The following is a 23,892-nucleotide window of genomic DNA, read 5'->3' as shown; positions in this document are numbered from 1 at the left end:
AGCGTGTCACACGCCACAACGACCGGTCATACCGCCCGGAATGCCTGCTCCGCCTCCGGCAACGCACGTTCACGATCGGAAGCCACCAGACCGATACGCGTCCGACGATCCAGGAGATCGTCCACGTCGAGTGCCCCCTCGTGAGACACCGCGAAGGCGAGTTCGGCGGCGCAGATATCCAGCCCGGCTACCTGACGAAGTCCGTCATCGCCCAACCCGACCACCGCTTCGGCTTCGGTGCCGTACCGCGCCACCAGCCCGGCGGGCGCTCGAACCTTGTCCAACACAGCGCGCGACGCGGCACCGACCAACGGCAGGTTGCGCGTTCGGCACGGACCCGCGTTCAATCCGCCCGCTTCGACCGCGCAGTCGACGGCGTCTTCCGCCATCTTGCGATACGTCGTGAGCTTGCCACCGACAACCGTGATCACATCGGTTGCCGACCGGACCACCGCGTGATTACGCGACAGGTCAGCGGTCGATCCCCCGCCGGTATCGAGCAACGGTCGCAAACCCGCAAAAGTGCCGAGCACATCGGCCCGGGTCAACGGAACTTCCAAAGCCGTATTGACCGTAGCGAGAAGGAAATCCACTTCCGCGTCCGACGCTTGCGGTACGTCGGGTACGGGGCCGGGCGCCGCTTCGTCGGTCAAACCGAGATAGATCCGGCCGAGTTGCGCCGGCAACGCGAAGACAAACCGATTGGTCTCACCCGGAATCGGAACCGTCAGTGCGGCAGTGGGACTACCCAGCGATTTCGCGTCGAGTACCAGATGCGTGCCGCGACTCGGACGCAGGGTGATACTGGGATCCACCTGATCTGCCCACACGCCCGTCGCGTTGACCACTGTCCGAGCCCGCAGCAGAAACTCGGTTCCGGTCAACTCGTCTCGCAACGTCGCGGACGTACCGGACACCTCGTAGGCACCCACCCTGGTCAGAATCCGAGCACCGAAAGATGCCGCTGTGCGGGCGATGTTCACAACCAGCCGAGCGTCGTCGATCAACTGACCGTCGTAGGCCGTCAGCGCACCACGAAGGTCCGCCTGCCGTACCGCCGGCACCAACTCTCGTGCCCGAGACGCGCTCACCGCGCGCGAGCGAGGCAACACCGACGACGGTGTCCGAGCCGTTGCCCGCAAGACGTCACCGGCTAGAAATCCGGTACGCACCAAGGACTTTCCGAAGAACGACGTCTGCGGGAGCAACGGTACGAGTTGCGGCATCGCCCGTACGAGATGCGGCGCCGTTCGCGTCATGAGGATTCCGCGTTCGACAGCACTCTCACGGGCAATACCGATATTTCCCGACGCAAGATACCGAAGTCCGCCGTGAGCGAGCTTGGAACTCCACCGACTGGTACCGAAGGCCAGGTCGTGCTTGTCCACCAACACAACGCTCAGGCCACGCGTCGCGGCGTCCAAAGCCACACCGACACCGGTGATTCCGCCGCCGATAACCAGAAGATCCACAGAACTTCCGCGTGAGAGTTCGTCCCACTCGCGTGTCCGACGGCCGGCGTTGAGCGCCGACGGATCGGCATTCGGTGCACTGCGATCGCTGTCGGCCATCGTTCTAACCGTCCGTTCCTGCAGTCGGCGTCAGGTACGCCGACACCGCAATTCTCAACTGCTGCACCGCTGCATCGGCAGAAAGTCGATCCTGCAGTGTCGGTGCCGAGAACACCACCGACTGTGCCATCAGCAACAGCATGGACGCTATCTCGTCAGCATTTCCGTGACGGATCGATCCGTCCTGCTGCCCGGCTGTGACCACAGCAGTCATGAGTTCGAGTATCGACTTCTGGCTGGCACCAATGCGATCCACGATGTAGGTGGTCAGCAATTCCTGATCCGTCGACCGGATCTTCACGAACAGCGGATGATCGCGGATCTCGGCGACAACGTCGACCACTGCGGAGAGAAGAAGATCCCGAGCCGAACCCGTCGTCTGTATGTCGGGGAGGACCTCCCGAATTTCGCGAGTGAGGAGGTCTGCGACAACTGCTCTGGTATCCGTCCAGCGCCGGTAGACCGTCGGCCGGCTGACGCCGGCGCGCCGAGCGATCTCGGCCAACGTGGTGCGCTGCATACCGAAATCGAGCACGCACGATCGCGCGGCATCAAGAATGAGATTGTCGATCGCGAGGTTTGGAGTGCGCTGACCGTCGCCCTTTCGCGGCAGGACTTGATCATCTGCGTTACGGATTGCCATCGTGTGTAACACGCTACCCGACGCGCCGTCCGGCAGTGCGACTAGTACACGGCGTGTTCCGACTATCAGAAATAGTACAACTCGAACCCGACGGCACGGTCGGCCTCGAAGCCGGGTTTCGGCCCCGACACCATGTCGATCTGAGCCTGCGCCTGCACGCGTACCGGAATCTCACTCAGCGCCGCCAGATACCGTGAATGCTCTGCCAAGGAATCCACCGCTCGCGCCACCGTTGTACTCACGTCGACGCCGTGAGTCGGTGTCATCGAATTCACTGCAACCCACCGAACTCCGGTCCACGGTTCGAGTCCGACGTCCGACAGTTCCGGAAAGATCCACTCGTTGGCCGCGTCCGCGGTCGCGTCAAGGACACTGATTCCCAGCGCTCGATGATCGGCACTGTTGAGATAGCCAGGGCCCCAGGTGTTCGAGAAGTTCATCGTCACCACCAGTTCCGGCCGGTGCCGCCTGATCGCGGCTGCCAAGACGGAACGCAATTCGAGTCCGGCAATCAGTCGACCATCAGGAAGACCCAGGAACTCGACTTCACTCACTCCCACAACAGCGGCACTGCGACGCTCTTCTGCCTCGCGGATGGGTCCGGACTCCGCCGGCGGCAGTCCTGCAATCCCGGCTTCCCCGCTCGTCGCGAGTACGTATCTGACGTCCTTGCCTTGATCCGTCCAGCGGGCTACCGCTGCAGCTGCGCCGTACTCGATGTCATCCGGATGGGCGACGACCACAATCGCGCGCTGCCAGTCCTCGGGGAATGGTTCCATACCGCACGATTGTGCCTGTCACATCCTCGAAACGGGTGTGTTTTCATCGTTGCCCGACATCGCCTTCACGAGGAAGTAGATGCCGACGCCCAGCGCGCCGACCACCAGAATCCAGAACAGACCCTTGATCAACGCGCCGACCACTGCAAGCGCGATCCACACGAGGACCACAGCCAACACGATTTTCCAGAACATAACGTACCTTCCTTGCCGTGAGCTTTCGGACTGGCTTAGAGAAAGTCCGTGACACCAGCCTGACACGTTCGGCCGGACAAAGCAGCAGCTCACCGGCAAGATCAGGTAAAGATCAGGGTTCACCCTGATCAACCATGACGAGACTGGGCATGCATCCAAAACACCCGTGATTCGCGCTGACGTAGACTCGCGAAGTTCCATCCAGTACGCCCTAAGGAGCACGTTCGCCGTGTCTACCACCCGAATTCCGGCCCGCGACCTCGCGCACGTTGCAGTGTTCGCGGCCCTCATCATCGCGTTGGGTCTACCGGGGGCGATCAACATCGGAATCTCCGGTGTGCCGATCACCCTTCAATCACTCGGTGTGATGATGGCCGGTGCGCTCCTCGGGCCTCGCAAGGCCGTACTGGCGGTGCTGACCGTGATCGCGCTCGGCCTGGTCGGGCTACCGGTGCTCGCCGGCGGGCGGACTGCATTATTTGCGCTGTCGAGTCCCACTGCCGGGTTCTTGATCGGCTGGATACCTGCGGCGTTTGTCATCGGATGGCTGACGACGAAGATGCTCCCGAAGTACCGAATCATTCCTGGAATCGGCATCAACCTTCTCGGCGGTGTTGTTGTTCTCTACCTCTTCGGAATCGCCGGGATGATGATCCGTGGACACATGACCTTCCTCGCCGCGTGGACCGCCAACGCCGCCTTCATCCCCCTCGATGCTGCGAAAGCCGTTGTCACCGCAGTGGTCGCCGCTCAGGTCCATCGTGCGTATCCGGCACTGCTTCGTGACAGCGTCGCCGCACGCGCAAAAACTGCAGTGGCGAACTGATTCCTCGATGAGCGAGATCATCTTCGAAGGCGTCGGGCACAGTTTCGGCGAACGCACCGTGCTCGATCGTGTCGACCTGACACTGACCGAGCAGCGCATCGGGATTGTCGGTGCAAACGGAAGCGGCAAGTCGACGCTTGCCCGCATGATCAACGGATTGGTGATTCCGGCAACAGGTTCCGTCCGTATCGACGGTTTGGATACCGCCAAGAAGGGGCGCGACGTACGCAAGCACGTCGGCTTTGTGTTCACCGATCCCAATCATCAGATTGTCATGCCGACCGTCGCCGAGGACATCGAGTTTTCGCTGCGGCGAAGCGGACTCGGCAAGGCTGAACGGGCGCAGAAAGTCTCTTCCGTCCTCGAGCGCTTCGGATTGGCGTCACACAGCGACCATCCCACCCACCAACTGTCCGGCGGTCAGAAACAACTTCTTGCCCTGGCCGCCATCATGGTGACCGAGCCGAAGGTACTGGTGGCGGACGAACCGACAACGCTGCTCGATCTGCGCAACTCGCAGCTCATCAGCTCTGTCTTCGCGTCCCTCACACAGCAGTTGATCGTGGTGACCCACCAACTGGATCTGCTCTCCTCGTTCGATCGAGTTCTGGTGATCGATCGAGGGCTTGTCGTGGCCGACGGCCCGCCCGCGGAGTCCGTCGACTTCTACCGTTCCCTCGTCTCGTGACCACACTCGGCCACTACCGCGCCGGCACGTCCATCCTCCATCGGGCGCGGCCTGGCTACAAACTTCTCGCGCTGATCGTCGCAATCGTCGCGGTATCGGTATTCGTGCGCAGCCCTTGGCAATTGGTGCCACCCACCGTTGTTGTTGTTGCGCTCTACGTAGCCGCGCGGATTCCGTTCCGCATTGCGATCGCCCATCTGCGCCCGGCATTGTGGATGCTGCTGTTCATCGGCGGATTCCAGATACTCGTCGCCGGGTGGGAGCGCGCGGCCGTCGTCTGTGGCGTTCTGATCCTGTCGATCGCGCTGGCCGCGCTCATGGGTCTGACAACCCGCATTTCGGAAATGCTCGACGCCATCACGGCTTTCCTCACCCCGCTGCGCCGATTCGGGGTCAATCCCGAAAGAATCGCGCTCTTGCTGGCGATGACCATCCGGTGCATCCCGTTGATGTTCGAGGTCATCACACAGGTGTCCGAAGCACGCAAGGCCCGCGGTCTCGGCTTCTCACTGCGATCCTTTGCCGTTCCCGTCATCATCGGAACCCTCATGACCGCCGACGCGATGGGTGAGGCACTGGCTGCGCGCGGAGCTGACGACTGAACGCGGACCAGCTCAGCGATACTTCTGGGTGATCTCGTCGACCTCGCCGATCGCGTCGGCCAGGCTGGACAGACGCTCTGCGGCCGCGTGCAGAGCCGACAGTTCACGGTTGAATCCCACCAGGGCAGACGGGGTATGCGGCGCCGTCAAGGTGGCGGCTGAATTGACGAGATCCTCGTACTGACCGAGTCCGGCCTGCAGTTCGCGAACGGCACCTGCGATAGTCGGTTCGAGTGTCTCGGCAACCTTGGGGGTCGATGTCACGGCCCGTTCCATCGACGCGATATCGGACGACACCGCAAACATCGCGCGCAATGCGGAATCTGCAGTCACGGTGATCTCGTCGAGTTCGCCGGGATCGATGGTGTCTGCGCGTCGCAGCACACCAAGAATTTCGAACAGCGACGTTTCTGCTCCGACCAGTCGTGACATCGGTATGAACGCGCGCGAGGACGACGGTGGCAGTCGCCGCCGGATCGGAGCGGGCGGCGGCCCGGCGTTCATCGCCCGGTAGCGCCCGACCGCAACAACAGCGGGTACCGCAAACAGTGCGGCTCCCCCACCAGCGACAACAACAGACCATTCCGGCGCCGACGCCACCGCAAGCCCGGCAGTGCCGATCACGGTTCCACCGGAGATGAATCCCCAGCGCTGAGCGCGTCGCCTTGCACGCGCTCGTTTACGCTCGAATTTTGCCCGCGGATCCTGCCACCGCCGTGCTGCCTCCGCAGCGGACGCCGTCACTTCGCGGAGCGAATCTGCAGTACGGCCCAGCGCACCGAATGCGCCGGACATGGAAACAGGAACGGCCGACCTGGGCTCTCGCTCAGGCCGGCCACCTCGTGAAGAAAACATCAGTGTGTCGAATCGTGTATCTCTGGAAAACTGCAGACCGTGGATCTACTGGCCGGTGGTTCCGGCAGCAGGCGGCTGCTTTTCGATTGATGTCGGCGCAGGTGCCGCCGCAGTCCCACCGGACGGCAGTGCCTCGCCCTTCATGGATGCGCGAATCTGCTCGAGTCGGCTGTGCCCGGCCATCTGCACGGAAGCCTGCTGGACCTCCATCATCCGACCCTGCACCGAGTTCTGGGCAAGTTCGGCCGAGCCGAGGGCATTTGCGTAGCGACGCTCGATCTTGTCGCGAACGGCGTCCAGGCTTGGCGTGTTGCCGGGTGCGGACAGCGTGCTGTCCATGGATCGCAGCGATTCGCTGACGCGTTCCTGCATCTTGGCCTGCTCGAGCTGGCTGAGCAGCTTCGTGCGCTCGGCAACCTTGGCCTGAAGCGTCATAGCGTTCTGTTCGACGGCCTTCTTCGCCTGCGCAGCAGCCTGCAACGACTGATCGTGCAGCGCCTTGAGATCCTCGACACCCTGCTCGGCGGTCACGAGCTGAGCGGCAAAAGCCTCAGCGGCATTTGTGTACTGGATCGCCTTGTCGTTGTCGCCCGCGGCGGCAGCCTGATCGGCGAGGTTGACGGCCTGACGCGCGTTGGCGTTGAGCTTTTCGACCTCGTCGAGCTGACGACTGAGCTTCATTTCGAGCTGACGCTGATTACCGATCACCGACGCGGCCTGCTGCGAGAGCGCCTGGTGCTGACGCTGCGCGTCCTCGATCGCCTGCTGGATCTGGATCTTCGGGTCGGCGTTCTCGTCGATCTTCGAATTGAAGAGCGCCATCAGGTACTTCCAGCCCTTGACGAAAGGATTAGCCATGGGTTTGATCCTGCCTCCATCTGATGCGCCGCGCGCTACGCGACCCGGTGAACGACCGTCGCACACCGAAACTCACCAATACATCAGGGCTGCGCTCCAACTGCCCTGACCCTGCACTGCCATACCGGTATATCTACCGAATCTATCGGGTTCAAGCGGCCAGTAGCTACGCAGCAGCCAAACTGCGCGCGTTGGGCGCCGGAATCACCACTCGGGTATCCCGGGCGATGGACGGCGAACCGGACACCTGTGCCGACACAGCAGCGGCTGCACCGGTCGGCGCGGCACCGGAAACCGGACGACCGAGCGCAGAGTTGGACTTCTTGGTGGCCAGAGTTTCACTGACGTCGACCAACACGTCGGACAGCGGTACGGCAAGCGCATCGCAGATCGCGGCCAGCAGTTCACTCGACGCTTCCTTGCGTCCACGTTCCACCTCGGACAGGTAGCCCAAGCTCACACGCGCACTGTTCGACACCTCACGTAGCGTGCGACTCTGCGAAACGCGCGTACGCCGGAGACTGTCACCGATTGCCTCACGCAATAGCAGCGCCATCTCGCTCCTCCTTCATCCGTCGTGCCGTACCTGTCTTTTCACAGGTCCGCACCGTCACCTGGCCACATCGGTACCGTCTCGACACCGTGGCTGTTGCACACCTTCACAACAGTCAACGTCCGAACTCGACCGATTGGTTCCCGAGCCTATCGTGCCCGGCGCTCTTCAACACGATCACATAACCGCGACACGGCTGCCGCGACTGCAGCGATTCGAATCTCCCACCGCTCTCCTGTCAACGACAGACGCTCACACAGAGTTCCGTCGGGCCCGGCAATCCCCAAGAACACCGTGCCGACAGGGTTCCCGTCTTGTTCGGTCGGCCCCGCTACACCGGTCAGTCCGACACCCCAATCGGCGACGCACCGAGTGCGGGCACCGTCGGCCAGAGCAATCGCCGTGGATGCGGACACCGGGCCGTCGAGTGCCAACGCATCGGGATCTACGCCTGCCAGCGTCGCTTTCAGGTCGGTGGCGTACACCACCAGGCCGCCGCGCAGGACTTGGCTCGATCCGGGAACCGACGCCAGCGCAGCAGTGAACAGTCCGGCCGTCAGCGACTCGGCAGCCGCGACGCTCTCCCCTGCCACCACCAACGCGGCGATCAGTTCGCCGACACCGAGGTCGAGCAGCGGATCGCGCACAGGTCAGTGTCCGTCTCGTTCGGCGAACCGGACGCCGGCGCGCAATCTGATGGCTTGAACAACATATTCGAGGCCGGTGACGACGGTCAGCACAACCGCCGCGGCCATCAGGAGCCAGCTGACCACGTCCCAGCTGCTCGGCAAAGGGCACAGGTAGAAACCGATCGCTACGGCCTGGACGAGGGTCTTGAGCTTGCCGCCCTTGCCGGCAGGAATCACGGCATGGCGGAGCACGGCAAAACGCAGCAGCGTGATTCCGAGTTCGCGGGCGATGATCACGCCGGTCACCCACCACGACAGGTCACCGAGTACCGACAACCCGATAAGCGCAGCGCCGATCAGTGCCTTGTCCGCGATGGGATCCATCAACTTGCCGAAGTCGGTGACCAGACCGTATTTCCTGGCCAACTGGCCGTCGATCCGGTCGGTCACCGCGGCGACGATGAAGATCGCCATCGCGCCCAGACGCCACGACGTCGACTGACCGTCGTCGACAAAAAGCACGACGAGAAAGACCGGAACAAGAACGATCCGAATCATTGTCAAGATGTTCGCGATATTGAAAAGTGGGACGGGTTTGTCGGCCGGTGTTTCTCCAGTGGGCCCTACAGCAGCCCGATGGGCATCTGCTTGATCACGCGGGGAACTCATCGGATCACCGCGCGGAAGGCGGGCCGAACCCGGACGGTGACCGGGCGGGCGGGGTATTTCGTGGAGCGGACAGGCACGCGACTCAGAATATCGGTAGACCCATTGACTAATGTGCACCACATGACTTCCACCGCGCGCAGCGACACCGAGAGCCACTTGATCGTGCGGCGGGCACGAACATCCGACGTCCCGGAAATCAAACGCCTCATCGACATCTATGCCGGCAAGATTCTGCTGGAAAAGAACCTGGTGACGTTGTACGAGGCTGTGCAGGAGTTCTGGGTCGCCGAAAAGGACGGCCAAATTCTGGGTTGCGGGGCGATGCACGTCCTGTGGGCGGACCTCGGCGAGATTCGCACTGTGGCAGTCGATCCCACCGTCAAAGGCCAGGGAGCAGGCTTCCAGGTGGTCGACAAACTGATCGAAGTTGCACGCGAGTTGGAATTGGAGCGGTTGTTCGTGTTGACCTTCGAGACCGACTTCTTCCACCGCCACGGCTTCGTCGAAATCGAAGGAACTCCGGTCACCGCCGAGGTCTATACCGAGATGTGCCGGTCATACGACGCCGGTGTCGCCGAGTTCCTCGATCTCAGTTACGTCAAACCCAACACCCTCGGAAATACCCGTATGCTTCTGACGCTCTGATCGGTTCACTCACATCCCGAAAGCGGTCCCGATGTCGTTGTTCCTCGTCGAATACACCTATGACCCCGCAAAAAACGCCGAGCGTGACGCCCTCCGCCCCGATCACCGGGCATGGCTCGGTGATCTTCTCGAGCGTGACATCGTCGTGACGTCCGGCCCGTTCGCCGACGGCCTCGGAGCACTCATCATCGTCGACACGGCAGACGCCGACACCGTGGCACTTCTCTTCACGCACGATCCGTTTGCCAAAGCCGATCTAGTCGCGAATATCCGGATCACCGAGTGGGTGCCGGTACTGGGTCAGTTGGCCTGAACCTACTCAGGCGCGGTCGCGGGTCTTCATCAGGCTCGCGACCGTGGTCACGGCCAACACACCGATGATGACGGACAGGGACAATGCCGTCGAAATCTCCGGCACGCTGACGTGTTCGCCGCCGTTGACAAACGGCAGCGTGTTCTCGTGCAATGCGTGCAGGACAAGCTTGACGCCGATGAACGCGAGGATGATCGACAGCCCGTACGAGAGGTAGACCAACCGCTCGAGCAGTCCGCCGATGAGGAAATACAGTTGGCGTAGGCCCATCAACGCAAAGGCGTTGGCGGTGAACACGATGTACGGCTCCTGGGTCAGACCGTAGATCGCCGGGATGGAATCCAGCGCGAACAACACGTCCGCAAATCCGATGGCAATGAGCGCCAACATCAACGGCGTAATGACACGCTTGCCGTCGATCCTGGTGATCAATTTGTCGCCGTCGTACTCCTCGGTAGTGGGCAGTACACGCTTCACAATGCTGATGATGCGGCTGTCACGTTTCTCTTCGGCTTCCTTCTCGTGTCCGTGGTCGCGGACCAACGTGTACGCGGTGTAGATCAGGAAGGCTCCGAAGAGGTAGAACACCCAGCTGTAGGCATTGATGGCCGCAGCGCCCACCGCAATGAAAATCCCTCGCATCACCAATGCGAGCACGATTCCGATCAGCAGGACCTTCTGCTGGTACTGGGGCGGGACCGCAAACGTCGACATGATGATGACAAACACAAAAAGGTTGTCGACGGACAGCGCCTTCTCCGTGACGTAGCCGGCAAAGTACTCGCCGCCGTACGTCGTCCCCCAGATCCACATCACGATCAGACCGAAAATTATCGCGATCGAGATGTAGACCGTCGACCAGAAGGCCGACTCACGGAAGGTCGGTGCATGAGGCGTCCGGACATGCGCGAAGAAATCGAAGACAAACAAGCCGAGTATCACCACTATCGTGATAACCCACGTCAACGGTGTCACATGCACGAGCAGCCTCCGATCGTCTGCCGACGGTTACCCGCCGACCCACGTCACTAGTCGTCGGATGAACTATCCTCCGGATCGCCGCCCCGAATGGACCACAACAATCCGTCCAACTCGTCGGGCTTCACCAGCACCTCGCGAGCCTTGGACCCTTCACTCGGTCCCACGATTCCACGATTCTCCATGAGGTCGATGAGTCGTCCGGCCTTCGCGAACCCGACGCGCAGTTTGCGTTGCAGCATCGACGTGGAACCGAACTGGCTGGTCACGACAAGTTCGACAGCTTGCAGCAGCACGTCCATGTCGTCCCCGATATCGGGATCGACGTCCTTCTTCTCGCCGGCCTTCGCAGCGGTGACGCCTTCGGTGTACTCGGGTTCTGCTTGGTTCTTCGCAAAATCCACGACCGCGGTAATTTCTTCGTCCGTGATGAATGCGCCCTGCATACGGGTCGGCTTACCGGCACCCATGGGGAGGAACAGTCCGTCACCCATACCGATGAGCTTCTCGGCTCCAGGCTGATCGAGGATGACTCGCGAGTCCGTCAGGGACGACGTCGCAAACGCCAATCGGGACGGCACGTTCGTCTTGATCAGACCGGTGACGACGTCGACGGACGGGCGCTGTGTCGCGAGCACCAAGTGGATACCCGCGGCACGTGCCTTCTGCGTGATTCGCACGATGGCCTCTTCGACGTCACGCGGAGCGGTCATCATGAGGTCTGCCAACTCGTCGACGATCGCCAGGATGTAGGGGTACGGCCGGTAGACGCGTTCGCTACCCAGCGGTGCGGTGATCTCGCCGGATTTCACCTTCGCATTGAAATCGTCGATGTGGCGTACCCGGTTGACCTGCATGTCCTGGTAGCGCTGCTCCATCTCCTCGACCAGCCACGCAAGCGCGGCCGCCGCCTTCTTCGGCTGCGTGATGATGGGCGTGATCAAGTGCGGAATACCCTCGTACGGCGTCAGTTCGACCATCTTGGGGTCGATCAGGATCATCCGAACTTCGTCGGGAGTCGCGCGGGTCAGCAGCGACACGAGCATCGAGTTCACGAAGCTCGACTTACCCGAGCCGGTGGAACCGGCAACCAGCAAGTGGGGCATCTTCGCGAGGTTCGCATGGACGAAGTCACCCTCGATGTCCTTACCCAGTCCGATCACGAGCGGGTGGTGTTCGCGTCGCATGCTCGGCGCCGTCAGCACGTCGGCCAAGCGGACCAGTTCGCGGTCCGAGTTGGGCACCTCGATGCCCACGGCCGACTTGCCCGGAATCGGAGCGAGAAGACGCACGTTGTCGGTGGCCACCGCGTACGCGATGTTTCGAGCGAGCGCGGTGATCTTCTCGACCTTGACGCCAGGACCGAGTTCCACCTCGTACCGCGTTACTGTCGGTCCGCGCGTGAATCCGGTGACGGCAGCATCGATCTTGAACTGTTCGAGTACCTCGCTGATCGCCTCGATCATCGCGTCGTTCGCCGAACTGCGCAGTTTCGGCGGGTCGCCGTCGATCAGCAGCGATGTGGGCGGAAGGTTGTAGTCGCCGTCCGTCACACGATCGGTGACAAAGCTTTCGGCCTCTTCGGGTTCCGGCTCGGGCTTGGGTGCCGGCTTCGCCACCGGAACCGATCGCGCGGGAGGTCTGGTCCGGGTCACCGGCTTTTCGGCGACCGGCGCTTCCGCAGCCGAGGCGGTCTCGTCCGCTGCCGGGGCAACTTCGTCCGGGTCCGCTGACCACAGGTCGAGGATTTCGGTCTTCTTGTCGCCGGATTCGAATTCGTCCGTCGGGTAGTTGTCGATCGGCGCCCGGCGGCTCGACCGTTTGGACGGCCGCAGCGGAGGCTCCGCATACGTGTCCACCGGATAACCGTCGGCGTCGAACTCCGATGACTCGTACGAGCCTCCCCCGTAGTCGCGACCGTAGCTGTCGTCGTCGAATTCGCTGCCGTAGTCCTCGAATTCGTCGTCGTCGCCGGACGGAGATCCGAAGAAGGACTGAAACTTGCCGGGGACCTGTCGCAGGGTGGTTCCGGTCAACAACAGGATTCCGAAGCCGACGGCGATCACCAGCAACGGCACCGAGAGCCAGGCCGTCAGACCATTGGTCAATGGTCCGCCGACAACAGAGCCGACAAATCCGGCTCCGATTTCACGTGTGTCCGCAGTTGTCTCCGCACCGGAACCGATGTGCCACAAGCCCAGTGCGGGTAGCCCCACCAGCAGCGAACCCATGATGAGACGGGTCCGGATCTCGGGGCGTGGCTCCGTGCGCATCAGCAGGATTGCGATTCCGACACACAAGATCGGCAGAACGGCCGACACAGCACCGAACACCGCGCGAACGGCCGTTTCGATTCCGCCGCCGATCGGTCCACCCGCCGCGAACCACACACTGCCCGCGACGACAACACTGAAAGCAATAAGCCCGAGGGCAATTCCGTCGCGTCGGTGGCCTGCCTCGATATCGCCGACTTTGCTCACCGTGCGAGTGGTAGCGCCGACGCCACGAGCGGCCAGCGACCACCCGGCGGCAATGCCTTTGCCGACAACATCGAGCGGGCTGGCACTCTGCTTCGATTTTGCGACCGGCCGACGAGCCGCCGAGGACGCACCGGACGCCTTCCTGGGGGCTGCCTTCTTCGCCGGCGCTTTCCTCGGGGTCGATTTGGCTCCCTTACCCGCTCCCGCGCGGCCACCGGCGTGCGACGCTGTCGTGACGTTGCGGGGGGTGGAGACTGTTCGTGTTCGCGACTTTGCCGCGGGAGTTGACGCTGACGACCTGGTCGATGCCCTGGACGCGGACGTGCTTGTACTCGAACCTGTACCGGATCCTCGGGCGCTCGACTTACCTGCCATGACGTTCAGGCTAGTCGGTGCAACCCCATCCGGACCATCCGCAACACCAGCAACACCGTTCATACGTGCGAATCGTGATGTTCGCTACGCCGGCCGAATGGATCGAGCGCCGAATCAGAAACCGCGATCCAAGCCCATGACGGACTGGACGTCGGCCAGTTCTCCTTTGGCTTCGATCACCACTTCGTTGCGTCCGAAAGCGTGTAACAAGAGCTCGGCCGGCTCTCCCTGCAGAACCACCGTCCGGGTATCTGCTTTGTGCACAACGGCACTTTCACCCGACGGTAATTCGAAGATCACTTCGACGTCAGACTTCCGGTACCCCAGCTTGGCTACCTGGCGTGCGTACTTCCACAAATCCGCCTGACGATCTTGTGGCAGCGCCCTGGCCACCCAATGCTGATGCGCTCGGCGCACATCCTCGTGATGGACGAACATCTCGGTGGTGTTGACCTGAGAATCGAGCCAGTACATCGGCGACCAGCGCGGCGGTCCGCTGCGAACGTCACGGAGTAGTTCTTCCCACGGGCGCGATGCGGCCGCTTTTCTGACGCTCTCGGTATGTCCGGCCAAGGCACTGATCATGATTCCGGGAGCGGCGTCGAGACGCCGCTCCCGGACGATCAAATGTGCTGCCAGGTCACGATTTGTCCACTCCCCGCACAGAGTGGGTGCATCGGGGCCGAATTCGACCATGCTGTCCACCAGGGCGAGTCGTTCGTCATGTGCGAAGGTCACCTTCGCCAACGTACGCGAAACTTCTCCCTCTACCGGGAGAAGTCGCTCAGGAAACCGCGATAACCGTCGGAATGATCATCGGGCGACGACGGTACTTGTCCGCAACCCAACGGCCGACCACGCGACGCACCGACTGTGCGATGCGATGTGCGTCGGTGATTCCTTCGCCCGCGAGGCGCAGAAGATCTGCTTCCACGAGTTGTGCAGCGTCCTTGAGAGCGGTCGGGTCGTCGGAGAATCCACGTCCGGACACCTCGGGGGTACTGACCGCGCGTCCCGTCGACTCGTTGATGACGATGGTGATGGCGATGAAGCCACCCTCACCGAGCACCAGACGGTCCGAGAGCGTCGGCTCGCCGACATCGCCTACGGAGAGTCCATCGACGTACACGTGTCCGACCGGAACGCGTCCGACGATCTCGGCAAGACCGTCGACCATGTCGACGACAACGCCGTCCTCGGCCAGCACGATGCGTTCTTCCGGAACACCCGTCGCCTTGGCCAAGGCTGCATTTGCGCGCAGGTGGCGCCATTCACCGTGCACCGGCATGGCATTGGTGGGGCGCACCGCGTTGTACAGGTACAGCAACTCACCGGCGGAGGCGTGACCCGATACGTGGACCTTGGCGCTTTGCTGCGTGACGACAGTGGCGCCACGCTTGGCCAAACCGTTGACCACGGCAAAGACGGAGTTCTCGTTGCCAGGGATCAGCGAGGACGCAAGAACGACGAGGTCGTTGGCACGGATGTTGATCTGGCGATGCTCACCGCGAGCCATCCGCGAGAGCGCTGCGAGAGGCTCGCCCTGCGAACCCGTGGAGATGAGAACCAGTCGATCATCGGGAAGTGTGGCTGCGGTATCGATGTCGACGACCAGACCGTCTGGCACCCGCAGGTAGCCGAGATCCTGTGCGATCTGCATGTTCCGGACCATCGACCGGCCGACGAACACGATGCGACGGTTGTACCGCGCCGCGACGTCGACAACCTGCTGGATACGGTGCACGTGGCTGGCGAACGACGCCACGATGACGCGTTGCTTGGCCTTGCCGATGACGTTGTCGAGCACGCCGCCGATTTCGCGTTCGGGCGTGACGAATCCCGGCACTTCCGCATTGGTGGAGTCGACGAGGAAAAGGTCGACACCCTCGTCACCGAGGCGGGAGAATCCGGCGAGGTCGGTCAGGCGCCCGTCGAGCGGAAGCTGATCGAGCTTGATGTCACCGGTGTGAAGTACAACTCCGGCGTCGGTGCGGATCGCAATGGCGAGCGCGTCCGGGATGGAGTGGTTGACCGCGAAGTACTCGCAGTCGAACGGACCGTGCGTGGTGGAGTCACCTTCCACGACCTCGACGAGGTTGGGCCGCAGGCGATGTTCACGGCACTTCGCCGCCACGAGCGCGAGTGTGAACTTGGCACCGATGACGGGAATGTCCGCGCGCAGGCGCAACAAGAACGGCAACGCGCCGATGTGGTCTTCGTGGCCGTGCGTGAGGATGACGGCTTCGACGTCGTCCATGCGGTCTTCGATGTAACGGAAGTCCGGGAGGATGAGGTCGACGCCGGGCTGCTGGTCCTCGGGGAACAGAACGCCACAGTCGACGATCAGCAACTTGCCCTTGTGTTCGAAGACGGTCATGTTTCGACCGATTTCGCCGATACCGCCGAGCGCAACAACACGAAGTCCACTGGCCGGGGCCTTGGGCGGCATGCCCAGACGCGCGGTCGGGTCCACCTGCGGACGGTTGTCGGGACGCTTGTTCCCGGAACGCGAGTTACCGGACTTGCCGGCTGACGGGCGGTTGCCTGCAGCGCTCTTCCGGGCTTGTTTTTGCGGTGCTGCGTTTTGCGGCGCCGATTTCTGGGCTGCAGCCTTTTGCGGTGCAGCCTTTTGCGGTGCAGCCTTTTTCGGGGCCGACGCCGCGGCAGCAGGCTCAGCTGCTACCGGAGCCGGAGCTGCCGGCGGGGTTGCCGGCGTAGCTGATTCGGGTGCCGGGATCGAAGGCGGTCCGGCTTGGCGACTGGCACTACGACGTCGGGGGGGACGGGTCATTTACAAAACTCCTGCCGCATGCAGATCGGCGGCCAAACCGTCGATCTGCTCTTTAGTGGGTGCAACCTGCGGAAGGCGCGGTTCTCCGACATCGATACCGATGAGTCGCAGACCCGCCTTCGACGCGCTGACGCCACCCAAACGGGCGACGGAACGGATCACAGGGATCAAACTGAGGTTTATTTCGCGTGCACGGGCGATGTCGCCGGTGACAAATGCGGTGTGAAGCTCACGCAGTCGACCAGGAACCAGGTGTCCGATGACGCTGACGAAGCCGGTGGCTCCGACTGCGAGCCACGGGAGGTTCAACGGGTCGTCGCCGGAGAAGAACTGAAGTTCGGTGGTGCCGATCAATTCTGCACCCGCGTTGAGATCACCCTTGGCGTCTTTGACGGCCTTGATGCGGGGATGCTCGGCAAGACGACGGATTGTCTCCGTCTCGATGGGGACAACGGAGCGGGGCGGAATGTCGTAGAGCATGACGGGCAGGTCGGTGGCGTCGGCAACTGCGGTGAAGTGCGCGTAGAGCCCGGCCTGCGGGGGACGTGAGTAGTACGGCGTGACAACAAGAAGGCCGTGAGCGCCGACGCGGGCCGCGTCGCGGGCGAGTTCGACACTGTGTGCAGTGTCGTTGCTGCCGGCTCCGGCAACGATCTTGGCGCGGTCGCCAACGGCGTCGATTACCGCGCGGAGCAGGTCGAGCTTCTCCGATTCGGTGGTGGTCGGAGACTCACCCGTTGTGCCGGCAAGGACAAGGCCGTCGCAGCCGTTGTCGACGAGATGGGCTGCGAGGCGCACGCCCGTGTCGACGTCCAGCTTCCCGTCGGCAGTGAACGGGGTCACCATCGCAACGGAAATGGTGCCGAACGGACGCTCGACGAGAGAAGCGGAATCACCGTAGGTCATGGTCAGAAGGTTACCCGGTCAGTCGCTTACTTCTGCACACGAGTCTTCAGTCGAGTCGCGAACGTAACTTCACTCGGCAGCGAACGAGCTGACGGCAATTTCCGATCCGTCACTTCTGCGCAGAATCTCGTAGTCTCCGAACACATTTGGCGCAGCGGTTTGAAGTTGCCGCAAGCACTCGATCGCGACGCGCCTGATCTCGACGTCCGCGTGCTCGGTGGCGCGCATATCCACGAAGTGTCGCCAAGCACGGTAGTTTCCGCTGACTACGAGACGGGTTTCCGTGGCATTGGGCAGCACCGAGCGAGCGGCTTGACGCGCTTGCTTGCCGCGCACGGGTGCGCCGGGGACGGACTGCAATTTGCCTTCCAACGCAGCGAGCAGTTCGCCGTAGGCCCGTCGACTTTCCTCGGTGGCGGCCAGGAACAGCGCTTCGAGTTCCGGGTCACCTTCGACAGCCGGCGGGACCACGACGCTTGCATCGTTCTCCCTAACGAACCGCTGGGAGAGTTGCGAGTACGAGAAGTGGCGGTGACGGATCAATTCGTGGGTACAGGAGCGCGAGATTCCGGTGATGTAGAAACTGACCGTCGCATGTTCGAGGACAGACGAATGCCCGACTTCTAGGAGATGTCGAATGTATCCGGCGTTCGTGGCTGTGCGCGGGTTGGGCTTGGACCAACTCTGATAGCAGGCGCGGCCGGCGAATTCCGCAAGTGCCTCACCGCCGTCGGCATCGGTTTCCCAGTCGATGTCGTCCGGCGGGAAGAACTCGGACTTTGCCACCATCTGCACTTTCAGTGACACCGTGTGCGGCACTACATACTCCTCGAGTCCGCCGGACACTTCCGGCTGTCAGGCCAACCGGACGCTTCCGGCCTTGCTGCGCGGCAACTCTATAGGCAGAAACCACCTGGGAAGCCCTGACGCCAGACGGCACCTTGACTGACGTCACTTTTGACGTCACTGTGGTGTCATGGATATTTCGGAGTACACCGCAAAGCTGCACGATGACCTCGTCACGGCGGCCGAACTCGGCGACGACCACACCCGTCGCATCGCGGCGTCACTCGCGGCCGCCATGGAACCGTCGATACGCCTCGTTCTGCTGGCCGCGGCAACCGAGCTCGCCAAGGAAATCGGAGCCGAGATCGAGGACCGCGACGTCAAGGTCCATCTCGACGGCAACAACATTCTGGTCGACGTCCAGAAAGCATCGAAGGATTCCGGGGCCGAGGAGCCCGCCAAGGAAAACGTCTACTCGTTCGACGACGTCAGCGGCGACATCAGCCGGGTCACCCTGCGCATGATGGAGCAGATCAAGGCCCGCGCCGAAGAAGCCGCAAATCAGAACGGCGTCTCCTTGAATTCGTGGGTGTCGCAAGCCGTGCAAGGCGCTTTGCGGGATCAGATGCGTAAGAACGGCATGGACTGATCTAATTGCGTCCGAGCAAGTCCACGAAGTTGTTGCCGTCAGGCATGTAAGGAGTAGACGTATGGCCGTTTCGGGCGTCAAGGAATTCGAGATCAAGGCCGATCCGGCCACGGTCATGGCAGCGGTTGCAGCGGTGGACCGGTTGCCCGAATGGTCGTCTGCGCACAAGAAGATCACGATCGAGACCACACATGACGACGGTCGGCCGCATCGCGTCCGGATGGCCGTGTCGATTCTCGGCATCAACGACGAGCAAGTTGTGGACTACACCTTCGACGGTGACGAGAAGGTGAGCTGGACCCTCGTCGAGAGTGGACAGCAGAACCAGCAGGACGGCTCGTACACCCTCACCCCCACCGATGGCGGAACGAAGATCAGTTTCGAACTGACCATCGACCCCAAGATTCCGCTGCCGGGATTCCTGGTGAAGAAAGCCCAGAAGACGGCGCTGGAGACCGCCAGCAAGGGACTGACGAAGTTCGTCGAAAACTTCTGACAGTCAGCACTATTCGCGCACAACCCTCGCGTCCCGCAAGCTCGGACGCGAGGGTTGCCGCATTTCACGAACCCCCCGGACCGCCGCACTCGACGGAAAGTCCTTGGTGAAGTTCATGATTCACTGCCGCGACGGATAGTCGCGGGGTAACGTCGGCCTCGTGTCCGACGCGGCAGCACCTCCTCGCACCCCCGCCACCGTGCGTGTGCTCGTCTTCAGCGACGACGCCCACACGCGCGAACAGGTCCGCCTCGCCCTCGGCGAGCGCCCCCATCCGGATCTCCCACCGATCGAATACGTCGAGGTGGCCACAGCACCGGTGGTGATCGATCGACTCGACCGCGGCGGCATCGACCTCGCCATTCTCGACGGCGAGGCAAGCCCGGCCGGGGGCATGGGCGTCGCGAAGCAACTCAAAGACGAGATCGCGAACTGCCCGCCGATCGTGATTCTGACCGGTCGACCCGACGACGCCTGGCTCGCGTCGTGGTCACGCGCGGAAGCTGCCGTTTCCCAACCACTCGACCCGATCGAACTGGCGTCGGCCGTCATTCGTTTGCTCCGCGTTCGCCTGAACCTCTGATCGGCCGGTGCCTACACAGTTCCCTTGCGGCGGCGAGCACTTCGGCATCTCGGGAGCAAAACTCCACAGTTCGAAAATCAGCCCCAATGTCGGAGGCACCACCTAGGGTAAGTGTCACAGGTCACACGATCGGCGAGATGCTGGCAGTATCGATCTGGCAGGGACAGCAGGGCCTTCTGGGGCAGCGTCATTCACGGGGCGTCACGCTAAACGGAGAGAGGTTCGGTGCGACATGAACGCGTATGTGCCAATTCTCGTTCTGGGTGCCATTGCGATGGCCTTTGCCGTGGTGTCAGTCGTTCTTGCCTCCGTCGTCGGGCCTCGCCGGTACAACCGCGCGAAACTCGAAGCCTACGAATGTGGCATCGAACCGGCGCCCCGCGCCGTCGGTGGCGGACGGTTTCCCGTCAAGTTCTATCTGACGGCCATGCTGTTCATCATCTTCGACATCGAAATCGTCTTCCTCTATCCCTGGGCAGTCCATTTCGATTCGCTCGGTTTGTTCGGACTCGCGGCCATGGGCCTGTTCGTCGTGAACGTCTCGGTTGCGTATGCCTACGAATGGAGACGAGGCGGTCTGAGTTGGGACTGACCTGATTTCCCCGCAGTTGCAAACACAGCAAGTGCACACGCATCCGACGGCAACTCTCACGACGGAAACGAGTCGAATATGGGTCTTGAAGAAAAGCTTCCGAGCGGTTTTCTCCTGACAACTGTCGAGGGCCTGGCCGGCTACTTCCGCAAGGGATCGCTGTGGCCGGCAACCTTTGGACTTGCGTGCTGCGCCATCGAGATGATGTCGACTACGTCCGGCCGATTCGACTTGGCGCGCTTCGGCATGGAAGCCTTCCGCGCGTCACCCCGGCAGGCAGACCTGATGATCGTCGCCGGACGGGTCAGTCAAAAGATGGCGCCGGTCCTGCGGCAGGTCTACGACCAGATGGCCGAACCCAAATGGGTGCTCTCCATGGGTGTCTGCGCGTCGTCGGGCGGAATGTTCAACAACTACGCGATAGTCCAGGGTGTCGATCACATCGTGCCGGTCGACATCTACCTGCCTGGATGCCCGCCACGTCCGGAGATGCTGCTCAACGCAATTATCGAACTGCACAAAAAGATTCAGGACATGCCACTCGGCGTCAACCGCGAAGAAGCACGCGCCGCTGCCGAGCGCGCCGCACTGGCGTCCACTCCCCTGATCGACATCAAGGGACTGCTGCGATGACCGATGAATCCTCCGACCGCCGCGGAATGTTCGGCGCACGCGGCAGTGGCGACACATCCGGGTACAACCGGTTGGCCCGCCCTGCCGCCGCACCGGATGCTGCGACGCGGCCATATGGCGGATACTTCGACGAGATCGCGGACGGATTGTCGGCTGCACTGTCGGACAACGGAACTGCCTTCGACGACGCGGTCGAGAAGGTGGTGATCTTCCGCGACGAGTTGACGTTGCACATCGAACGTTCGTACCTACCCCAGGTGGCCCGCCGTCTGCGAGACGAACCGGACTTGCGGTTCGAATTGTGCCTCGGAGTCAACGGCGTTCACTACCCACAGGATGCCGGACGCGAACTGCACGCGGTGTACCCCTTCTCGTCGATCACCCACAATCGTCGTATCCGGTTGGAGGTGTCGGTACCGGATTCCGATCCGCACATTCCCTCGCTGGTGGGCACCTACCCGGCCAACGACTGGCACGAACGCGAAACCTACGACTTCTTCGGCATCATCTTCGACGGCCATCCTTCGCTCACTCGCATCGAGATGCCGGACGACTGGCAGGGCCACCCCCAGCGCAAGGACTACCCGCTGGGCGGAATCCCCGTCGAATACAAGGGAGCACACATCCCGCCACCCGACGAGCGCAGGTCGTACATCTGATGAACAACATGGCTGACACACCATCACAGGAGACGGTCTACACCGCCTCAGGTCAGGACTGGGACCAGATAGTCGCCGCGGCGGCAGCGGGCCGATCCGATGCCGGTGCCGAACGCATCGTCGTCAACATGGGGCCACAGCACCCGTCGACGCACGGCGTGCTCCGTCTCATTCTCGAGATCGAGGGCGAGACGGTAATCGAGGCGCGATGCGGAATCGGCTACCTGCACACCGGAATCGAGAAGAACCTCGAATACCGGAACTGGACTCAGGGCGTCACTTTTGTCACCCGTATGGATTATCTGTCTCCGTTCTTCAACGAAACCGCGTACTGCCTGGGCGTCGAGAAGCTACTCGGTATCACCGATGACGTCCCGGAACGCGCCACCGTTGTGCGCGTGATGTTGATGGAACTCAACCGGATCTCCTCACACCTTGTTGCGCTGGCTACTGGCGGTATGGAGTTGGGCGCTGTCACTGCCATGCTGTTCGGGTTCCGCGAGCGCGAACTGATACTCGACGTCTTCGAGACCATCACCGGTCTTCGGATGAATCATGCGTTCATCCGTCCAGGCGGACTGGCTCAGGATCTACCCGCAGGTTCGATTCCGAAGATCCGCGAACTGTTGAAGGTTCTGCCGAATCGTCTGCGCGACATGGAGTTGATGCTCACCGACAACACGATCTGGAAGGCGCGAACCAGCGGCATCGGATACCTGGACCTCACCGGATGCATGGCGCTCGGCATCACCGGTCCGGTACTTCGGGCCACCGGCCTCCCCCACGATCAGCGTCGAGCGCAGCCCTACTGCGGTTACGAAAACTACGAGTTCGACGTCATCACACACACCGGGTCCGATTGTTACGGAAGGTACTTCATTCGGGTGGAGGAGATGAAGGAGTCCTTGAAGATCGTCGAACAATGCCTCGACAAGCTGGCCCCGGGACCGATCATGGTCGACGATCGGAAAATTGCGTGGCCTGCAGATCTCCAGGTAGGTGATGACGGACTCGGCAATTCGCAGAAGCACGTCGGCAAGATCATGGAGTCGTCGATGGAAGGCCTCATCCACCACTTCAAATTGGTGACCGAGGGTATCCGCGTTCCGGCCGGTCAGGTGTACGTGGCCGTGGAATCGCCACGCGGAGAACTCGGCGTTCACATGGTGTCCGACGGCGGCACCCGTCCGTACCGAGTGCATTTCCGGGATCCGTCGTTCACGAACCTCCAAGCGGTAGCTGCGATGTGTGAGGGAGGCATGGTGTCCGATGTGATCGCGTCGGTGGCCAGCATCGATCCAGTCATGGGCGGAGTGGACCGATGACAGACTCCACGAAAAACGGTGGCACCCGCGTCTTCCTCGAACTCGGTCCACGGCCCGAAGAACCCACCCAGTTGGTGCGACCAGGCGCTCGAAGCAGCTACCCTGCCGACGTCCTGGCACGACTCGACGCCGATGCCGAGGCCGTCATTGCGCGATACCGTGACGATTCGGCAGGCGAAGGCGCGATTACCAGCAGATCCGCGCTGCTGCCACTACTGCATCTTGTCCAATCCGAGGACGGCTACATCACGCCGGCCGGAATCGACTTCTGCTCAGGCAAACTCGGCTTGACCGGTGCCGAAGTCGCGGCAGTGTCCACCTTCTACTCCATGTATCGGCGCGGACCGACGGGCGAGTACCTGGTAGGCGTCTGCACCAACACTCTGTGCGCGATCATGGGCGGCGATGCCATCTTCGAGGCTCTCGAGGAGCACCTCGAATCGGCGGGCTCCCGTGACGAGGCGTCACATTCGATTTCCACGTCGGACGGCAAGATCACGCTCGAACACATCGAGTGCAATGCCGCCTGCGACTACGCACCGGTGGTGATGGTGAATTGGGAGTTTTTCGACAACCAGACGCCCGAGTCTGCACGCACGTTGGTCGATGCACTCCGTAGCGGCGAGCGTGTCACCCCCAGTCGCGGTGCCACGCTGTGTTCTTTCCGCGAAACCGCCCGCACCCTGGCCGGATTCGCGGATTCCCGCGCCGAAGCTGCCGAGGCTCAGACCAGTGGCGCCGCAACTCTCGCGGGACTGAGAGTGGTCGCGGCGCAGTCCACCGACAATCCCAGCTCCGGCGAAGGGAAATGAC

General features: G+C 62.2%; 28 protein-coding genes. 13 read left to right on the top strand and 15 right to left on the bottom strand.

Annotation, left to right across the window (positions count from 1 at the left end):
- Positions 1 to 26 precede the first annotated feature (26 nt).
- The 4 genes from KYT97_RS01300 to KYT97_RS01285 all read right to left on the bottom strand — a co-directional run bounded on the left by KYT97_RS01300 (position 27) and on the right by KYT97_RS01285 (position 3,188).
- A complete protein-coding gene (locus tag KYT97_RS01300) occupies positions 27 to 1,571 on the bottom strand; it encodes a glycerol-3-phosphate dehydrogenase/oxidase (RefSeq protein ID WP_219111614.1) in 1,545 nt (514 codons plus the stop codon).
- A 4-nt stretch (positions 1,572 to 1,575) separates the two neighbouring features.
- Entirely contained in the window at positions 1,576 to 2,214 is a 639-nt protein-coding gene (locus KYT97_RS01295; protein WP_033234835.1) for a TetR/AcrR family transcriptional regulator, read from the bottom strand.
- A 65-nt stretch (positions 2,215 to 2,279) separates the two neighbouring features.
- A complete protein-coding gene (locus tag KYT97_RS01290) occupies positions 2,280 to 2,993 on the bottom strand; it encodes a PIG-L deacetylase family protein (RefSeq protein ID WP_219111613.1) in 714 nt (237 codons plus the stop codon).
- 18 nt (positions 2,994 to 3,011) lie between these two features.
- A complete protein-coding gene (locus KYT97_RS01285; RefSeq protein WP_033234837.1) occupies positions 3,012 to 3,188 on the bottom strand; it encodes a hypothetical protein in 177 nt (58 codons plus the stop codon).
- Positions 3,189 to 3,417: 229 nt separating this feature from the next.
- Between KYT97_RS01285 and KYT97_RS01280 the strand changes: the two genes are divergently transcribed.
- From KYT97_RS01280 to KYT97_RS01270, 3 genes are read left to right on the top strand one after another with little or no spacing between them, the layout of a single operon-like run.
- On the top strand, positions 3,418 to 4,014 hold the full coding sequence (locus KYT97_RS01280) for a biotin transporter BioY (RefSeq protein WP_033234838.1): 597 nt from the start codon (positions 3,418 to 3,420) through the stop codon (positions 4,012 to 4,014).
- Between the two features lie 7 nt (positions 4,015 to 4,021).
- Positions 4,022 to 4,702 carry an energy-coupling factor ABC transporter ATP-binding protein gene (locus KYT97_RS01275; protein WP_033234839.1) on the top strand — a complete coding sequence of 227 codons (681 nt, stop codon included), beginning with the start codon at positions 4,022 to 4,024 and terminating at the stop codon, positions 4,700 to 4,702.
- Positions 4,699 to 5,304 (top strand): energy-coupling factor transporter transmembrane component T family protein, encoded by a 606-nt coding sequence (locus KYT97_RS01270; protein WP_033234840.1) that lies wholly within the window; start codon positions 4,699 to 4,701, stop codon positions 5,302 to 5,304. Before KYT97_RS01275 ends, KYT97_RS01270 begins: the two co-directional genes overlap by 4 nt.
- A 12-nt stretch (positions 5,305 to 5,316) precedes the next feature.
- Here the strand turns inward: KYT97_RS01270 and pspM are convergent, their stop codons facing one another.
- The 5 genes from pspM to pgsA form a co-directional block, all read right to left on the bottom strand.
- A complete protein-coding gene (gene pspM, locus KYT97_RS01265; RefSeq protein ID WP_245005988.1) occupies positions 5,317 to 6,099 on the bottom strand; it encodes a phage shock envelope stress response protein PspM in 783 nt (260 codons plus the stop codon).
- A 105-nt stretch (positions 6,100 to 6,204) separates the two neighbouring features.
- Positions 6,205 to 7,017 (bottom strand): PspA/IM30 family protein, encoded by an 813-nt coding sequence (locus KYT97_RS01260; protein ID WP_033234841.1) that lies wholly within the window; start codon positions 7,015 to 7,017, stop codon positions 6,205 to 6,207.
- A gap of 166 nt (positions 7,018 to 7,183) precedes the next feature.
- A complete protein-coding gene (locus tag KYT97_RS01255; protein ID WP_033234842.1) occupies positions 7,184 to 7,573 on the bottom strand; it encodes a helix-turn-helix domain-containing protein in 390 nt (129 codons plus the stop codon).
- A 146-nt stretch (positions 7,574 to 7,719) separates the two neighbouring features.
- The gene (locus KYT97_RS01250; protein WP_141485968.1) at positions 7,720 to 8,217 is read right to left on the bottom strand and encodes a CinA family protein; all 498 of its coding nucleotides are present in this window, start codon (positions 8,215 to 8,217) and stop codon (positions 7,720 to 7,722) included.
- Between the two features lie 3 nt (positions 8,218 to 8,220).
- Positions 8,221 to 8,868 carry a CDP-diacylglycerol--glycerol-3-phosphate 3-phosphatidyltransferase gene (gene pgsA, locus KYT97_RS01245; protein ID WP_045067376.1) on the bottom strand — a complete coding sequence of 216 codons (648 nt, stop codon included), beginning with the start codon at positions 8,866 to 8,868 and terminating at the stop codon, positions 8,221 to 8,223.
- Between the two features lie 120 nt (positions 8,869 to 8,988).
- On the opposite strand from pgsA, the gene KYT97_RS01240 reads away from it, so the two are divergent.
- The gene (locus KYT97_RS01240) at positions 8,989 to 9,513 is read left to right on the top strand and encodes an amino-acid N-acetyltransferase (protein WP_033234845.1); all 525 of its coding nucleotides are present in this window, start codon (positions 8,989 to 8,991) and stop codon (positions 9,511 to 9,513) included.
- A 31-nt stretch (positions 9,514 to 9,544) separates the two neighbouring features.
- The gene (locus KYT97_RS01235; protein ID WP_033234846.1) at positions 9,545 to 9,826 is read left to right on the top strand and encodes a YciI family protein; all 282 of its coding nucleotides are present in this window, start codon (positions 9,545 to 9,547) and stop codon (positions 9,824 to 9,826) included.
- 6 nt (positions 9,827 to 9,832) lie between these two features.
- Here KYT97_RS01235 and KYT97_RS01230 read toward each other — a convergent pair whose 3' ends face one another.
- The 6 genes from KYT97_RS01230 to thyX form a co-directional block, all read right to left on the bottom strand.
- A complete protein-coding gene (locus KYT97_RS01230; protein WP_045067374.1) occupies positions 9,833 to 10,807 on the bottom strand; it encodes a TerC family protein in 975 nt (324 codons plus the stop codon).
- Between the two features lie 47 nt (positions 10,808 to 10,854).
- Positions 10,855 to 13,659, bottom strand: coding sequence for a DNA translocase FtsK (locus KYT97_RS01225; protein ID WP_052683555.1), 2,805 nt, complete (start codon positions 13,657 to 13,659; stop codon positions 10,855 to 10,857).
- 114 nt (positions 13,660 to 13,773) lie between these two features.
- On the bottom strand, positions 13,774 to 14,397 hold the full coding sequence (locus KYT97_RS01220; RefSeq protein WP_095887802.1) for a TIGR03085 family metal-binding protein: 624 nt from the start codon (positions 14,395 to 14,397) through the stop codon (positions 13,774 to 13,776).
- A gap of 46 nt (positions 14,398 to 14,443) precedes the next feature.
- Entirely contained in the window at positions 14,444 to 16,450 is a 2,007-nt protein-coding gene (locus KYT97_RS01215) for a ribonuclease J (protein ID WP_033234848.1), read from the bottom strand.
- Positions 16,451 to 17,356, bottom strand: coding sequence for a 4-hydroxy-tetrahydrodipicolinate synthase (gene dapA / locus KYT97_RS01210; protein WP_033234849.1), 906 nt, complete (start codon positions 17,354 to 17,356; stop codon positions 16,451 to 16,453).
- Between the two features lie 69 nt (positions 17,357 to 17,425).
- The gene (thyX, locus tag KYT97_RS01205) at positions 17,426 to 18,175 is read right to left on the bottom strand and encodes an FAD-dependent thymidylate synthase (protein WP_033235005.1); all 750 of its coding nucleotides are present in this window, start codon (positions 18,173 to 18,175) and stop codon (positions 17,426 to 17,428) included.
- A gap of 157 nt (positions 18,176 to 18,332) precedes the next feature.
- Here thyX and KYT97_RS01200 point away from each other — a divergent pair, with 157 nt between their 5' ends.
- From KYT97_RS01200 to nuoE, 8 genes are all read left to right on the top strand, one after another.
- Complete coding sequence (locus KYT97_RS01200; protein ID WP_033234850.1) at positions 18,333 to 18,791, top strand: toxin-antitoxin system HicB family antitoxin; 459 nt, start codon at positions 18,333 to 18,335, stop codon at positions 18,789 to 18,791.
- A gap of 61 nt (positions 18,792 to 18,852) precedes the next feature.
- Positions 18,853 to 19,287 (top strand): SRPBCC family protein, encoded by a 435-nt coding sequence (locus tag KYT97_RS01195; RefSeq protein WP_033234851.1) that lies wholly within the window; start codon positions 18,853 to 18,855, stop codon positions 19,285 to 19,287.
- Between the two features lie 160 nt (positions 19,288 to 19,447).
- Positions 19,448 to 19,870, top strand: a complete 423-nt coding sequence (locus KYT97_RS01190) for an Rv3143 family two-component system response regulator (protein WP_033234852.1) — start codon at positions 19,448 to 19,450, stop codon at positions 19,868 to 19,870.
- A 232-nt stretch (positions 19,871 to 20,102) separates the two neighbouring features.
- The gene (locus tag KYT97_RS01185; RefSeq protein WP_033234853.1) at positions 20,103 to 20,462 is read left to right on the top strand and encodes an NADH-quinone oxidoreductase subunit A; all 360 of its coding nucleotides are present in this window, start codon (positions 20,103 to 20,105) and stop codon (positions 20,460 to 20,462) included.
- Between the two features lie 78 nt (positions 20,463 to 20,540).
- The gene (locus KYT97_RS01180; RefSeq protein ID WP_033234854.1) at positions 20,541 to 21,095 is read left to right on the top strand and encodes a NuoB/complex I 20 kDa subunit family protein; all 555 of its coding nucleotides are present in this window, start codon (positions 20,541 to 20,543) and stop codon (positions 21,093 to 21,095) included.
- Positions 21,092 to 21,754, top strand: a complete 663-nt coding sequence (locus KYT97_RS01175; RefSeq protein WP_172935327.1) for an NADH-quinone oxidoreductase subunit C — start codon at positions 21,092 to 21,094, stop codon at positions 21,752 to 21,754. The genes KYT97_RS01180 and KYT97_RS01175 overlap by 4 nt, the downstream gene beginning before the upstream one ends.
- A gap of 8 nt (positions 21,755 to 21,762) precedes the next feature.
- Positions 21,763 to 23,079 (top strand): NADH dehydrogenase (quinone) subunit D, encoded by a 1,317-nt coding sequence (gene nuoD / locus KYT97_RS01170; RefSeq protein WP_072782567.1) that lies wholly within the window; start codon positions 21,763 to 21,765, stop codon positions 23,077 to 23,079.
- Positions 23,076 to 23,891, top strand: coding sequence for an NADH-quinone oxidoreductase subunit NuoE (gene nuoE / locus KYT97_RS01165; protein WP_172935326.1), 816 nt, complete (start codon positions 23,076 to 23,078; stop codon positions 23,889 to 23,891). Before nuoD ends, nuoE begins: the two co-directional genes overlap by 4 nt.
- The last annotated feature ends 1 nt before the right edge of the window (position 23,892 follow it).

This window comes from Rhodococcus globerulus (genome assembly GCF_019334125.1).
GTDB classification, from domain to species: Bacteria; Actinomycetota; Actinomycetes; order Mycobacteriales; family Mycobacteriaceae; genus Rhodococcus_F; species Rhodococcus_F globerula.
This window is presented reverse-complemented; position numbering and strand designations above follow the sequence as displayed.